Here is a 14,022-nt window from a genome sequence, read left to right on the forward strand (position 1 = left end):
TTCGTCACCGCGCGCGCCGCGTGACTGACTCACTTGCGCAGCGCCCGCCCCGCCAGAACATCCGGCACCGCCTTGCCGTCGGCCACGGCCACCGCGCCGTTGACGAGCACCCAGCGCACGCCCACAGGCGGCAGCCCCGGCTGTTCATAGCTCGCGCGGTCGGCATAAGTGGCCGGGTCGAAGACGACCAGATCGGCAAACTTGCCCGCCTGCACCGTGCCGCGGTCCTTGATGCCGAAGATCTCAGCGGTGCGGGCGCTCGCCTGGCGAACGGCGAACGGCAGCGTCATCACGTGCTTGCGCGTGACGTATTCACCGATGCGGCGTGCAAAGGTGCCGGCCTCACGCGGGTGCCCGGCAATGCCGTCGGAGCCACCCACCACGAAGTCCTGCTTCATGAACGCTTCCAGATCGGCGTCGCTCATGTTGAACGACACGATGTTCGTGCCGCCGTGCTGGATCACGCTGATGGCCGCATCGACAGGGCTCACGCCCAGCTTCTTGCCCAGCGCTTCGAGCGATTGCCCGTTGTACTCGGGCTTGGTGGAAATCAGCACCTGCGCCGCCGGCCCGTTGCGCTGTTGCATGGCCTTTTCCATGTCGGTGGCAATGCGCGCACGCGTGGCCGGGTCTTCCAGGCGCTTGAGCAGCGCGTCGTTGCCGCCGTCGCGTGCCCAGCCCGGCACCAGCGCCGGAATGATGTGCGTGCTCGACGCCGTGTACGGATACTGGCTTGCCGATACGTTCATGCCGCTGGCCTGCGATTCACGCATCAGCCCGATGACCTCCGCGCTCTTGCCCCACGAATCCACGCCCAGCGCCTTGATGTGCGAGATATGGATCGGGATGCCCGACTGCCGGCCGATGTCCAGCGCCTCTTTCACAGCGTTGATGAGGCCGGTCCGGAAGTTGCCCTCGTCGCGCAGGTGCGTGTCGTAGATGCCGCCACGCGCGGCCACGGTCTTGGCCAGCGCCACCACCTCGTCGGTCTTGGCAAACACGCCAGGCGTATAGACGAGGCCCGTCGACATGCCGAAGGCGCCGTCGCGCATGCCGTCTTCCATCAGCGCCTGCATGGCCTTGAGTTCGTCGCCGGTGGGTGCGCGCGCCACGTCGCCCATCACCCGGTGGCGCACAGCGTTGTGGCCCACCAGCATGGCCACGTTGGTGCCGATGCGGTTGGCGTCCAGCGCCTTGAGCGTCGGCCCGATGCGGTCGAGATCCGGCCCGTCGCCTTCGAGCACGATGCCGTCGTTGCCGATCACCACCGTCGTCACGCCTTGCAGCAGGTACGGCAGGTTCTGGTGTCGGTCTTTGGAGATGAGGTTGTGATAGGCGTGCGTATGCGGATCAATAAAGCCCGGCGCCACGACCAGCCCGCGCGCATCGAGCACCGTCTTCGCCTGCACGCCCGCGGCGGAGGGCTGCACCAGCACGATGCGGTCATTACGGATGCCTACGTCGGCCACGAACGGCGCACCGCCGCTGCCATCGACCACGGTGCCATTGCGGATCAGGATGTCGACCGGTTCAGGCTCCGGCGCGGCTTGGGCGGGGCCAGTGAGCGCAAGGCTCAAGGTGAGGGCGGACAGCAGGCACTGCAGCAGACGGTGTGGGCGCATATCGGCTTCCTTGTGGTTTGCAGCGAGTGTACGGAGCCTTGTTGCCCACATCGCATGCAAATGGTTCGGCCCGGTATGCGGAACGGACATGCAGGGGTTCGCGGTGCCGGAGCGCTTGCGCGCAGACGCCAATACAACACTCAGCGTTATCAATATCTGAATTAAGAACAACTAATCACCCGCAAAGCCTTGCCAGCATTGGATGCGGCAAGACATTGGCAACAATGTGCGGCTGTCCCCACTTTGGAGGGGGGCAACTGACTTGCCCCGGTGACACAATCGCGAAAATTCAGAAGTCATGCTGCGCCACATGCGACGCATGGCAGACCCGGTCGGGGAGCTTCATGCAAGAGAGTTGGATGGCAATTTCGGCGGCGCGCGCACGGGCGCATCGCCTGTACGGCGTGCGCGGCTGGCTCGTGACACTGCTGTGGCTGAACACGCTGCCGGCGCTGGCGATCGTGCTGGCGATGGGCATGATGCTCACGCTCGGCGAGGCCAACGGTGGGGCAGCCCGGGCGGCGCCGGCACTGGCTGGGCTCGTCTTTCCGATGGGGCTCGTCACCCTGGCCTTTCTGCGCGTGCGCTGGTTTCCGATGGTGTGGCTCGGATACGGCCTGCTCCAGTTGCTGGCCACGCTGGCCATGAGCGGCGGCATTCATGCCTGGACGACACAAGCCTCCGGCGGCACGGCAGGGCGCATGCCGATCATGCTGCTGCTGGCGGCGGAGGCGCTGCTGCTCATCGGCACGGCAGTGTATATGTGGTTTTCGCGCCGCGTGCGCGTGACCTATCGGCATGAGGTGCGGCTGGCCGATCCTGCTGCAGCACCGGCCGTGTTCGACAAGCCCGCCCCCAATGAAACGCCCTCTGACGCCACCGACCACGCACGCGAGCGCGCAGCCTTGCGGCGCGTTGCACAGGAACTGAGTTCCGGCGTGCTGGACACCCGAACCTGGATGCACGTCATGCGGCATCACGCCGATGCCACCGACAGCACCCGCACGGCGGCCTATGTGCGTGCGCGCATGTCAGAGCTGTGTCCGCCGGCGCATGTGCATCCGCCGGTCGTGCGCACGTTGTCGACCGGGCTGGGCGCGCTGCTGGTAAGCCTGCTGGCCGCCGGCGTGCTGATGGCCGCGGTGATTGCGCTGGCGCTGCGCGTGCCTGGCGACGGCACCGATCTGCTTGAACTGCTCGTCGCGGTGGCGCTCACGCTCAGCTGGCTCGGGGGCCTCTTTGTTGGCGCGGGTTTTCTGCGCCGCGTTGCCTGACGTCTACCGGTTGGCCGTCGGCGCGGCTGCGGCCTGGTTCCAGTCGCCGCCTACCGCCTTGACGAGGAACACGCTCGTCGTCATCTGCTGGCCGAGAATCTGCACGGCCGTGCGCTGGTTGTTCAGCAGCGATTGCTGCGCGGTGATCACGTCCAACGAGGTTGCGAGCCCGCCTTCGTACCGCACGCTGGCAATGTCGTAGACCTTGCGGGCGCTTTCCACGGCATGGCGCGCCTGGTTTGCCGCACGGTCCAGCGATTGCAGGCCGGCCAGTCCATCTTCCACTTCCTGCAGCGCCCCCAGCACCGTCTGACGGTAGTTGGCGATCGCACCCTGATAGGCCGCATTGGCAATGTCCACGCGCGCCCGCGTGCGGCCGGCGTCGAACACCGTCTGGGCGATCTGCGTGCCGAACGACCACAGCAGCGTGGGCGCAGAAAACAGCAGGGCGAGATCGCGGCTTTCCCAACCGGCACCGCCGTTGAGCATCACGCTCGGGAAGAACGCCGCGCGTGCCACGCCAACTTGTGCGTTCGCGGCAGCGGCACCGCGTTCAGCGGCGGCCACGTCGGGGCGGCGCTCGATCACGTCAGACGGCAGCGCCACCGGAATCTGCGGTGCCGTGCCCTTGAGCGGCGTCGGGTCGATATGGAAGGCGGGTGCGGGTGTGCCGACCAGCGTCGCCAGCGCGTGTTCATACTGCGCGCGTTGCTTGGTCAGCAGTTCGGCCTGCGTGGCGGTGCTGTCGACGAGCGCCTGTTGCTGCGCGAGGTCGAGGCCCGAAGCCACGCCATCCTGATGCCGTGAGGTGACGAAATCGAGCGCCTTATGCTGCAGCGCCAGACCTTCCTGCACCACGGCGATTTCCGCATCGGTCTCGCGCAGGTTGTACCAGGTGGTGGCGACCTGCGCGGCCAGCAGCAGGCGGAAGTTCTCGAAATTGGCGCCGGCCTGTTCTTCGCTCGCCGCCGCGTTGGCGACGGTGTTGCGCACGCGGCCGAACAGGTCGGCTTCGTAACTCGCGTCGGCGCGCAGCACGAAATCGCTCTGGATGGTCGACATGGTCGGACTGGTGTACGACGAGAGCGGCCGTTCCGACGACGTGCGCGTACGCGAGTCGTTGTTGTTGGCCGTGATGGTCGGCAGCAGGCTGGCACGCGCCACGCGCGTCTGCGCCTGCGCCTGCTCCAGGTTCGACAGCGCGACCTTGAGCGATTGGTTATGCGCCAGCGCCTGCGTGACCAGCTTGTCGAGCTGCGGATCGTTGAAGCGCTGCCACCACGGGCCTTTGGGCGCGGCGTCGGCGGGTTGCGCGGCACGCCACGGTGCTTCGGTTTGCCAGTGCGCCGGCACGTCCATGGCGGGGCGCTCGTAGGTCGGCGCGAGCGAGCAGCCGGCCAGCGAGACGATCAACGAGGCCGCCAGCGCGGTGGTGCGTAGCCGCGGTCGGCAGATCATGATGCGTGCGGCGCGGAGGCCGCGGGCGCCGATGCCGGGGCCGGCGTGACGATGGTCACCGCTTCGCCCTGCTCGATGGAATCGGCCGGGTTGAGGATCAGCGCGTCCGTCGCCTTCAGGCCGGAGATGATTTCCACCGTGCGGCCGTAGTCGCGTCCGATGGTGACGGGGCGCAGGTCGACGTGGCCGTTTTCTGCCACGGCGATGCGCGGGCCTTCCTTGCGGAAGAGCAGCGTGTTGGTCGGCACCGTGAATGCGACCGGTGCATCTGCCTTTGCGCTGGCGCCAGCTGCGTCGCCGCCGGCTGTGCCCTGGATGGCGACCTGCACATAGGCGCCGGGCAGCAGGCGCCCGTCCTTGTTGGGCAACTGTACTTCCACCTGCATGGTGCGCGTGGTGGCGTCGATGGCGCCGGAGGCCCGCGCGATGGTGCCGTGGAAGGTCTGGCCCGGCAGCTCGGCCAGCGTCACGGCCACATCCTGCCCGACCTTCACCTGCTGCGAATAGGCCTGCGGCACATACAGATAGATGCGCAGCGGATCGGTCTGCGCCAGCGTGAACAGCTCGCGGTTGGCGCCCGCGTTGCCGGCATTGACCAACGCGCCGACATCGACATTGCGCTTGGTCACCACGCCCGCAAACGGCGCCACCACCCGGCGAAAGCCTTGCAGCTCCTGCAGGCGGCGCACGTTGGCTTCCGCAGCGGCTAGGTCGGCCTGGGCCTGGTTGGCGGCGCTGGTGCGCTCGTCCAGTTCCTGTTGCGAGACGGCGTCTTTCTGGCGCAGGTTCTGCCAGCGCGTAAGTGAGGTCTGCGCCAGCGCCTTGCGTGCGGCGGCCTGGTTGCGCGTGGCCTGTGCCTGGTTCAGTTCCTGGTCGACTTCCGGCGTGTCGAGCAGCGCCAGCACTTGGCCCTTGTCGACGTGGGTGCCGATGTCCTTGAACCAGCGCAGCACGTAACCGCTGGTGCGCGCATAGATGGGCGATTCAACATAGCCCTGCAGCGTACCGGGCAGCGTCAGTTCGCGAGTGGTGTGAGCCGGTTTGGGGGCGATGGTGGTGACGTAGCGGCTGGTCTGCACGTTCACCTGCCGCTCCAGTGCGTGCGCGTTGTAGTAGCGGCCGACCAGCGTGCGCGCAGCGCCCAGCGCAAGGAGCACCCCCACGACAATCACGACCCAGCGTGCGCGGCGCATGGCAGGGCCGCGGTCTACCTGTTCGATCGGGTCCACCGTGACGACGTGGTGGGGCGGGCCGTCCGCCAAGTGTCCAGAGTGCGCCCCGGAATGGGCACCGGATGTTTGCTCAGACATGTCCTTCGCTTCCCCGCAAATCGTGACTACGCCGGGCGGCGCGCCGCTGCAATCTGTTGTGCACGCTGGCAAACACCACCGGAACAAAGAAGAGGGTCGAGACGGTCGCGAACAGCAGACCGCCGATCACCGCGCGCCCGAGCGGCGCGTTCTGTTCTGCGCCTTCGCCCAGGCCCAATGCCATGGGCACCATGCCGATGATCATCGCCAGGGCCGTCATCAGCACCGGGCGCAGGCGCGTGGCACCCGCTTCCAGCGCGGCCTGCACCGGCGCAATGCCTTCGGCCAATCGCTCACGCGCAAACGAGATCAACAGAATCGAGTTGGCCGTCGCCACGCCCATCGTCATGATCGCGCCTGTGAGGGACGGCACCGACAGCGTCGTCCCCGTCACGAACAGCATCCAGGCAATGCCCGCCAGCGCGGCCGGCAGGGCGGTCACGATGATGAGCGGGTCGATCCACGACTGGAAGTTCACGACGATCAGCAGGTACACCAGCACGATCGCCATCACCAGCCCCACACCCAGGCCGATGAAGGACGATTCCATCGTCTTCACCTGACCGCGCACCGTGACCTGCGCGCCGCGCGGCAGCTTGGGGCGGATGTCATCGACGGCCCTCTGCACTTCCTTGGCGACGGCGCCCAGGTCTCGGCCCTGCACGGCGGCGTACACGTCCACCACGGGGGTGATGTTGAAATGCGAGACGACCTGCGGCTGCACGGCAGGGCTCACCTGCACGAGGTTGCCCAGCAGTTGCGGGCCGCCTGCCTGTGCGGCGCCACCGCGCGAGCTTGCCACCGGCGTGCGCAGCAGTGCGTCGAGCGAGTCGATGCGGTACTGCGGGCTGGTGACGGCCACCTGGTACACCACGCCGTTGATCGGGTTCAGCCAGAACGTGGGCGAGGTCTGGAAGCTCGAGCTGAGCGACACCAGCAGGTTCTGCGCCACGTCGCGTCCTTCGAGGCCCACCTGCTGGATGCGGGTGCGGTCCATGTTCAGGGCCAGCGTGGGCTGGTCGAAGCGCTGGTGCACGTGCGTATCCACCGCCCCCGGGATCTGCTTGATGCGGTTGGCCAGCATGCCCGCGAGCTGCTTGTTGGTGGCCACGTCGGCGCCCGAGAACTGCACGTCGATGGCCGATGGCAGGCCGAAGTTCAGGATCTGGCTGACGATGTCCGCAGGCTGGAAGGCGAACTCCACGCCCGGGAAGCGCTTGGGCAGTTCTTCTCGCAGGCGGCGGACGTACTGAGCACTGGGCTTGCGCTCGCCTTCCTGCAGCGCGATCAGGATTTCGCCGTCGAGCGTGCCGATGGTGCCGGCGTTGCTGTACGACAGGTTGATCCCGGAGTTCGGCACGCCCAGGTTGTCGAGAATCGTCGACAGTTCCTTTTTCGGAATGATTTCGCGGATGGCGGTTTCGACCTCGTCGGCCAGGCGTGCGGTTTCTTCAATGCGCATGCCCGACGGTGCCCGCATGTGCAGGCGGATTTGCCCGGCATCCACATCGGGGAAGAAATCCCGGCCGAGCACCAGGAACAGCGCGCACGACGCCACGCAGAAGCCCAGGAACGACAGTGCGAACATGCGGCGGCGCTCCAGCAACCCGCCCAGAATGGCGGCGTAGTTGCCGCGCATGTGCTCGAACTGCGTGTTGAACGCCCGGTAGATGCGGCCGAATGTGCCTGGTTTTGCGTCGGCTTTCGTGGCGTCTTGCGTGTGGCCGGTCATGAGCATCATCACCAGCGTCGGCACGAGCGTGCGCGACAGCACATACGACGCCAGCATGGCGAAGATCACCGCTTCGGCCATCGGCACGAACAGGTAACGCGCCACGCCCGTGAGGAAGAACATCGGCACGAACACGATGCAGATACACAGGGTCGACACGAAGGCCGGCACGGCAATCTCGGCCGCGCCGTCCAGGATGGCGGTGATGGGCTCCTTGCCCTCGTGCAGATGGCGCTCGATGTTCTCGATGGTGACGGTGGCATCGTCGACCAGGATCCCCACCGCGAGCGCCAGGCCGCCGAGCGTCATCAGGTTGATGGTTTCGCTCAGCAGATGCAGCACGATGATCGACGACAGGATCGACAGCGGAATCGACACCGCAATGATGGCCGTGCTGCGCCAGTTGCCGAGGAACAGCAGGATCATGGCGGCCGTCAGGCATGCGGCGATCAGCGCCTCGCGAATCACGCCTTCAATGGCCGCCTTCACGAACAGCGACTGATCGAACAGCGGCGTGATCTTGATGTCTTGCGGAAGCGCCGCCGCGGCGGTGGGTAGCAGCTTGTAGATGTTGCTGACGATATCCAGCGTCGACGCACCGCCGTTCTTCAGGATCGACAGCAGCACGCCGCGCTGGCCGTCCTGGCGCACCACGTTGGTCTGCGGCGAGAAACCGTCGCGCACATGGGCCACGTCGCCCAGGTACAGCGTGGCGCCGTTGCTGGTCTTGACCGGAATGGCGTTGAGTGCGGCGATGCTGCCCGGCGTGCCATTGAGCGTGACGCCGTATTCGGTAGCGTCGATTTTTTGCGTACCGGCCGGAAGGATGAGGTTCTGCGCGCCCACCGCGTTGACGATGTCCACGGGGGTCAGGCCCTGCGCCAGCAGCTTCTGCGTGTCGAGATCGACCGTGATCTGCCGGCTCTTGCCGCCATACGGGAACGGCACAGCGATGCCGGGCACCGTGATCAGGCGCGGGCGCAGGAAGTTCAGCGCCGCATCATTGAGTTCCTGCTCCGACAGCGTGTTGCTCGACAGGCCCAACTGCAGGATCGGAATGCTCGACGCCGAATACTTGATGATCAGCGGCGGCGTCGTCCCCGGTGGCAACTGCCGCACCTGCGCCTGCGACACCGAAACGATCTGCGCCAGCGCGGTCTGGATGTTGGCCGTCGGCTGGAAGAACACCTTGACGATCGAGATGCCGTTCAACGATTGCGACTCGATGTGCTCGATGTCGTTGACGGTGGTCGTCAGGCTGCGCTCCGTGACAGACACGATGCGGTCGGCCATCTCCTTGGCGGGCAGGCCGTTGTAATTCCAGATGATGCTGACGACCGGAATGTCGATTTCCGGAAAGATGTCCGTGGGCGTACGCATCAGCGTAAACGGCGTCGCCAGCAGGATCAGCAGGGCGAGGACGATGAATGTCAGCGGCCTTCGCAGCGCGAGTTGGACAATCCACATGGAGGCGTTTCAGAACCGCGGTGCGTTGAAGGGGGGCGAAGGCCGCTCGAACGGCGGCGACCAGCCATTCTATCGCCGAGGGGTGTCGATCAGAATGTTCCTATGATCAGACTTTATTACATTGAATAACGGCGACTGCCGGGGCAACCGAAGGCGCCCGCTCAGCGCAGATTCCGCCCACATTGCAGCAGCAGATCGTGCAGCAATGCCGCGTGCGCGACGTCGATTCCCTGCAGCATTTCCTTCTCCAACCGGCTGACGGCTTCGTCGCATAGCGCCAGCAGTGCGAGCGCTTCGTCGGTCAGGCCCAGCATGACGATGCGGCCGTGCGTCGGATCGGGCGTGCGCGTCACCCAGCCCCGCGCTTCCATCGTCTTCACCACTTCATTGGCCGATTGCGGCGACATGAACGAGCGTTCCGCCAGTTGCGCGTTCGACAGGCTGCCGCGCGCGTGCAGCACGGACAGCGCCGTGAATTGCGGCACCGTCAGCCCGTGCGGGGCGAGCGCTTCGCCCAGGCGCCGCTTGACGATGCGGTCAGTGCGGCCGATCAGGTAGGGCAGTCGGGCAGACGTTGCCGGGGCCCCCTCTTGCGCGGGCTGAGGTGGGTTGCGTTTGGTTCGTGTGGCCGCCATGGATGTGAGTGGGTGTGCACCTGTGCAGATGCGCACATTCTGCTACGTGTCGTTCGGATCAGGGTTTACGGCAATGATAATCTCCTTGTTATATCAGGTTACCTGATATTAAATGGGCACCAAGCTGAGACACGCCGCACACACAAGGCGGCGGGTGTCTCAAGCAGCCGACAGATCAAGGAGATGGAAATGGCTGATTACCAAGGGCGCTGGCAGACCGTGGACGTGAAGGTGGACCAGGGCATTGCATGGGTGACGTTCAACCGCCCCGAGAAGCGCAACGCCATGAGCCCGACGCTCAACTCGGACATGATCCAGGTGCTCGAAGCACTGGAGCTGGATGCCGATGCCAAGGTGCTGGTGCTGACCGGCGCGGGCGATGCCTGGACGGCGGGCATGGACCTGAAGGAATACTTCCGCGAAGTGGACGCGGGCCCGGAGATCCTGCAAGAGAAGATTCGCCGCGATGCCTGTCAGTGGCAATGGAAGCTGCTGCGCATGTATGCCAAGCCGACCATCGCGATGGTCAACGGCTGGTGCTTCGGTGGCGGGTTCTCGCCGCTGGTGGCGTGCGATCTGGCGATTGCCGCAGACGAGGCCACCTTCGGCCTGTCGGAAATCAACTGGGGCATCCCGCCGGGCAACCTCGTCAGCAAGGCCATGGCCGATACCGTCGGCCACCGCCAGGCGCTTTACTACATCATGACCGGCGAAACCTTCACCGGCCAGCAGGCTGCCGCCATGGGCCTCGTCAACGAGAGCGTGCCGCGTGCCCACCTGCGCGCCCGCACCGTGGCGCTGGCCGAGAAGCTGCTGGAGAAGAACCCGGTGGTGCTGCGTGCCGCCAAGCACGGCTTCAAGCGCAGCCGCGAACTGACGTGGGAGCAGAACGAGGATTACCTGTACGCCAAGCTCGACCAGGCCACGCTGCGGGACCCGGAGGGCGGTCGCGAGCAGGGCCTCAAGCAGTTCCTGGACGACAAGTCGATCAAGCCGGGCCTGCAGGCGTACAAGCGCGCCTGATCCGCTCCCTCCAACGCCCCCGGAGACGAACCCATGCCTGACGTGACTCAGCTTGTGACCCTGCTGATTGGCGGACAAAGCCGGCCGGCCGCCAACGGTGCCACCTTCGAGCGCCGCAACCCCGTCAACGACGCGGTCGCATCGCGCGCGTCGGCGGCCACGCTGGAGGATGCCGACGCCGCTGTCCAGGCTGCCGCCGATGCCTTTCCCGCGTGGGCAGCGCTACCGCCGGGCGAGCGCCGCAAGCGCCTGCTCAAGGCGGCCGACTTGATGGACCAGCACACCGACGCCTTCATCCGCGCCGGCGCGGCCGAAACCGGCGCCAGCCCCAACTGGATCGGCTTCAACGTCATGCTGGCGGCCAACATGCTGCGCGAAGCCGCATCCATGACCACGCAGATCGACGGCAGCGTCATCCCCTCGGATGTGCCGGGCAACTTTGCGATGGCCGTGCGCCAGCCGTGCGGCGTGGTGCTCGGCATTGCACCGTGGAACGCGCCGGTGATCCTGGGCACGCGTGCGCTGGCGATGCCGCTGGCATGCGGCAACACCGTCGTGCTCAAGGCATCGGAGCTGTGCCCGGGCGTGCACCGGCTGATCGGCACCGTGCTGCAGGAGGCCGGTCTGGGCGATGGCGTGGTCAACGTGGTGACCAACGCGCCGGCCGATGCCGCCCAGGTGGTCGAACGCCTGATCGCGCATCCGGCCGTGCGCCGTGTGAACTTTACGGGTTCGACGCACGTGGGGCGCATCATCGCGCAGCATGCGGCGCGGCATCTGAAGCCTGCGCTGTTGGAACTGGGCGGCAAGGCGCCGGTGCTGGTGTTGGACGACGCCGACCTGGATGCCGCGGTGGAAGCGATTGCGTTTGGCGCATTCTTCAACCAGGGGCAGATCTGCATGTCGACCGAACGCGTCATCGCCGATCGCAAGATTGCCGAGGCCCTCGTCGACAAGCTGGCCGCCAAGGCACGCACGCTTCGCGCGGGTGACCCGACCGATGCCACCGCGCAACTGGGCGCGATGGTGAGCGTGGATGCGGCCAAGCGCGTGCAGGCGCTGGTGGAAGACGCCCGCGGGCACGGTGCTGCGCTGCCCGTCGGCTTGCACATGGATGGCGCCATCGTGCAGCCCGCCATCGTGGATGGCGTGACGCCCGCCATGCGGTTGTACAACGAGGAATCGTTTGGCCCTGTCGTGACGGTGGCGCGCGTGGATGGCGATGAAGAGGCAATCCGCCTGGCCAACGACAGTGAATACGGCTTGTCGGCCGCCGTGTTCAGCCGCGATGTGTCGCGCGCCATGCGAGTCGCGCAGCGTATCGAATCGGGCATCTGCCACATCAACGGCCCCACCGTGCACGACGAGGCACAGATGCCGTTTGGCGGCGTGAAGAGCAGCGGTTACGGCCGTTTTGGCGGCAAGGCGTCGATTGCGGAATTTACCGAGCTGCGCTGGATCACCTTGCAGAATACGCCGCGCCACTATCCGATTTAACCGATCTGAAGTTCGGCAGCCGCCCACCACAACCATAAAACGGGCGGCGCATTCAGGAGACAAGACGTGAATCACGTCGAAATGCAGGCTCAAGGCCGGCAGGTTCAACCCGGGCACCAAACGCCGCCCCCGGCAGGTGTGCCAAATCACCCCTACAGGCAGGTCGCCGTGAGCGATGCGCCTGCGCGTTGCGAGACGGACGCGCGTGACCGCAGTGTCTGGCACGTGCGCAATACCGAGGCGCTTGCCGAGCATCCGCAACGCATGACGGACTGCCTGGTCGCGGGCGCGCAGCGCCATCCGGATCGTGTGCTGGCTGCACGCCGTGGAACCGACGGCGCGTGGATCAAGCTGACGTATCGCGAGATGCTGGAGCGCGCCCGCGCCATCGGCCAGGCGCTGCTGGATCGCGGTGTCAGCACCGAGCGCCCGCTGGCGATTCTGTCCGGCAATGATCTTGAGCACTTGCAGCTGGCGCTGGGCGCCATGTGGGCGGGTGTGCCGTATGCGCCGGTGTCGCCGCCGTATGCATTGGTGTCGACGGACTTCGGCAAGCTGCGGCATGTGTTCGATGTGCTCACACCGGGGCTCGTCTATGCCGCAGATGGCGCGGCCTTTGCCAACGCCATCAGCGCGGTGGTGCCGCACGGCGTGGAGGTCATCACGCGCGACGGCGTATTGCCCCGGCGCAGCGCTACAGCCTTCGACACGCTGCTGCAGACGCCCATAACGACCGCAGACGCCGCACAGGCCGCGACCGGTCCCGATACGCTGGTGAAGGTGCTCTTCACCTCTGGCTCGACGCGCGTGCCCAAAGCAGTGCCGACCACGCACCGCATGCTGTGCAGCAACCAGCAGATGCTGCGCCAGACCATTCCCGAATTTGCCAAGGAGCCGCCGGTGCTGGTGGACTGGCTGCCCTGGAACCACACCTTTGGCGGCAGCCACAACGTTGGCATCGTGCTCTACAACGGCGGCACGCTTTACATCGATGACGGCCGCCCGGTGCCCGGCAAATTCGACGAAACCCTGCGCAACCTGCACGAGATCGCACCCACCGCGTACTTCAACGTGCCCAAGGGGTGGGAAGAACTCGCGCTGGCGCTGGAACGGGACCCGGCGCTGCGCGAGACTTTCTTCTCCCGCGTGAAGCTCTACTTCTTTGGCGGTGCCGGGCTGTCGCAAGAGGCATGGGACAGGCTGGAGCGCGTGACCGGCCAGCACTGTGGCGAGCGCATCCGCATCATGGCCGGCCTGGGCATGACCGAGACCTCGCCGTGCTGCTTGTTCACCACCGCGCCGATCATGCGCTCGGGCTATGTCGGCACGCCGGCGCCGGGCTGCGAACTCAAGCTCGTGCCCGTGGGCGACAAGCTGGAGGCGCGCTTTCGCGGCCCGCACGTCATGCGTGGCTACTGGCGCCTGGGCGAAGAGCCTGCCGCGCCGGTCTTCGATGAAGACGGCTATTACTGCAGCGGCGACGCGCTGCGTTTCTACGATCCGGAGCACCCCGAGAAAGGCCTCGTCTTCGATGGCCGCATCGCGGAGGACTTCAAGCTCAGCTCCGGCACCTTCGTGAGCGTGGGGCCGTTGCGCGCCCGCGTGATCGCGGCGGGCGCGCCGTATGTGCAGGACGTGGTGATTGCCGGCATGAACCGTGACGACATCGGCTTGCTGGTGTTTCCGCAAATGGAGCGATGCCGCGGCCTGTCTGGCCTGCCGCCCACCGCGAGCACAGCCGAAGTGCTGGCCGCCCCCGCCGTGCGCGCCGCATTTGCCGCGCTGCTGCACGAGCTGAACGCCACGGCCACCGGCAGTGCGACGCGCGTGGCGCGGCTGCTCTTGCTTGACGCTCCCCCATCGCTGGACCGGGGCGAGGTCACCGACAAGGGCACGCTCAACCAGCGCGCCGTGCTGGCCCACCGTGCCGCGCAGGTCGACACGCTGTATCGCGATGGCGATCCCGCTGTCATCCGCGCGGGCTGATTCCAACGCAGCAATCCG

At 66.4% G+C, this 14,022-nt stretch carries 9 protein-coding genes; 4 read left to right on the plus strand and 5 right to left on the minus strand.

Features of this window, described 5'->3' with window-relative positions; genetic code table 11:
• Positions 1–29: 29 nt before the first annotated feature.
• Positions 30–1,622, minus strand: coding sequence for an N-acyl-D-amino-acid deacylase family protein (locus tag ACU8YE_RS21255; RefSeq protein WP_446929537.1), 1,593 nt, complete (start codon positions 1,620–1,622; stop codon positions 30–32).
• A gap of 359 nt (positions 1,623–1,981) precedes the next feature.
• Here ACU8YE_RS21255 and ACU8YE_RS21260 point away from each other — a divergent pair, with 359 nt between their 5' ends.
• Entirely contained in the window at positions 1,982–2,896 is a 915-nt protein-coding gene (locus ACU8YE_RS21260) for a hypothetical protein (protein ID WP_446929538.1), read from the plus strand.
• A gap of 3 nt (positions 2,897–2,899) precedes the next feature.
• On the opposite strand, the gene ACU8YE_RS21265 is transcribed toward ACU8YE_RS21260, so the two are convergent.
• The 4 genes from ACU8YE_RS21265 to ACU8YE_RS21280 form a co-directional block, all read right to left on the minus strand.
• Positions 2,900–4,351, minus strand: coding sequence for an efflux transporter outer membrane subunit (locus ACU8YE_RS21265; protein ID WP_446929557.1), 1,452 nt, complete (start codon positions 4,349–4,351; stop codon positions 2,900–2,902).
• Entirely contained in the window at positions 4,351–5,664 is a 1,314-nt protein-coding gene (locus ACU8YE_RS21270) for an efflux RND transporter periplasmic adaptor subunit (protein ID WP_433868355.1), read from the minus strand. The genes ACU8YE_RS21265 and ACU8YE_RS21270 overlap by 1 nt, the downstream gene beginning before the upstream one ends.
• Positions 5,657–8,863, minus strand: a complete 3,207-nt coding sequence (locus tag ACU8YE_RS21275; protein ID WP_446929539.1) for an efflux RND transporter permease subunit — start codon at positions 8,861–8,863, stop codon at positions 5,657–5,659. The genes ACU8YE_RS21270 and ACU8YE_RS21275 overlap by 8 nt, the downstream gene beginning before the upstream one ends.
• A 161-nt stretch (positions 8,864–9,024) precedes the next feature.
• A complete protein-coding gene (locus ACU8YE_RS21280; protein ID WP_316879810.1) occupies positions 9,025–9,498 on the minus strand; it encodes a MarR family winged helix-turn-helix transcriptional regulator in 474 nt (157 codons plus the stop codon).
• Positions 9,499–9,687: 189 nt separating this feature from the next.
• Here ACU8YE_RS21280 and ACU8YE_RS21285 point away from each other — a divergent pair, with 189 nt between their 5' ends.
• From ACU8YE_RS21285 to ACU8YE_RS21295, 3 genes are all read left to right on the plus strand, one after another.
• Complete coding sequence (locus tag ACU8YE_RS21285) at positions 9,688–10,521, plus strand: p-hydroxycinnamoyl CoA hydratase/lyase (protein ID WP_027679713.1); 834 nt, start codon at positions 9,688–9,690, stop codon at positions 10,519–10,521.
• Between the two features lie 33 nt (positions 10,522–10,554).
• Entirely contained in the window at positions 10,555–12,018 is a 1,464-nt protein-coding gene (locus tag ACU8YE_RS21290; protein ID WP_446929540.1) for an aldehyde dehydrogenase, read from the plus strand.
• An 81-nt stretch (positions 12,019–12,099) separates the two neighbouring features.
• A complete protein-coding gene (locus ACU8YE_RS21295; RefSeq protein WP_446929558.1) occupies positions 12,100–14,004 on the plus strand; it encodes a feruloyl-CoA synthase in 1,905 nt (634 codons plus the stop codon).
• Positions 14,005–14,022 lie beyond the last annotated feature (18 nt).

Source organism: Ralstonia sp. VS2407 (assembly GCF_052950655.1).

What these genes read in the sequence shown, in the direction of transcription:
- ACU8YE_RS21255 (WP_446929537.1), bottom strand. Translation starts at nt 1,622, where the DNA reads ATGCGCCCACACCGTCTGCTGCAGTGCCTGCTGTCCGCCCTCACCTTG.
- ACU8YE_RS21260 (WP_446929538.1), top strand. Translation starts at nt 1,982, where the DNA reads ATGGCAATTTCGGCGGCGCGCGCACGGGCGCATCGCCTGTACGGCGTG.
- ACU8YE_RS21270 (WP_433868355.1), bottom strand. Translation starts at nt 5,664, where the DNA reads ATGTCTGAGCAAACATCCGGTGCCCATTCCGGGGCGCACTCTGGACAC.
- ACU8YE_RS21275 (WP_446929539.1), bottom strand. Translation starts at nt 8,863, where the DNA reads ATGTGGATTGTCCAACTCGCGCTGCGAAGGCCGCTGACATTCATCGTC.
- ACU8YE_RS21280 (WP_316879810.1), bottom strand. Translation starts at nt 9,498, where the DNA reads ATGGCGGCCACACGAACCAAACGCAACCCACCTCAGCCCGCGCAAGAG.
- ACU8YE_RS21285 (WP_027679713.1), top strand. Translation starts at nt 9,688, where the DNA reads ATGGCTGATTACCAAGGGCGCTGGCAGACCGTGGACGTGAAGGTGGAC.
- ACU8YE_RS21290 (WP_446929540.1), top strand. Translation starts at nt 10,555, where the DNA reads ATGCCTGACGTGACTCAGCTTGTGACCCTGCTGATTGGCGGACAAAGC.
- ACU8YE_RS21295 (WP_446929558.1), top strand. Translation starts at nt 12,100, where the DNA reads ATGCAGGCTCAAGGCCGGCAGGTTCAACCCGGGCACCAAACGCCGCCC.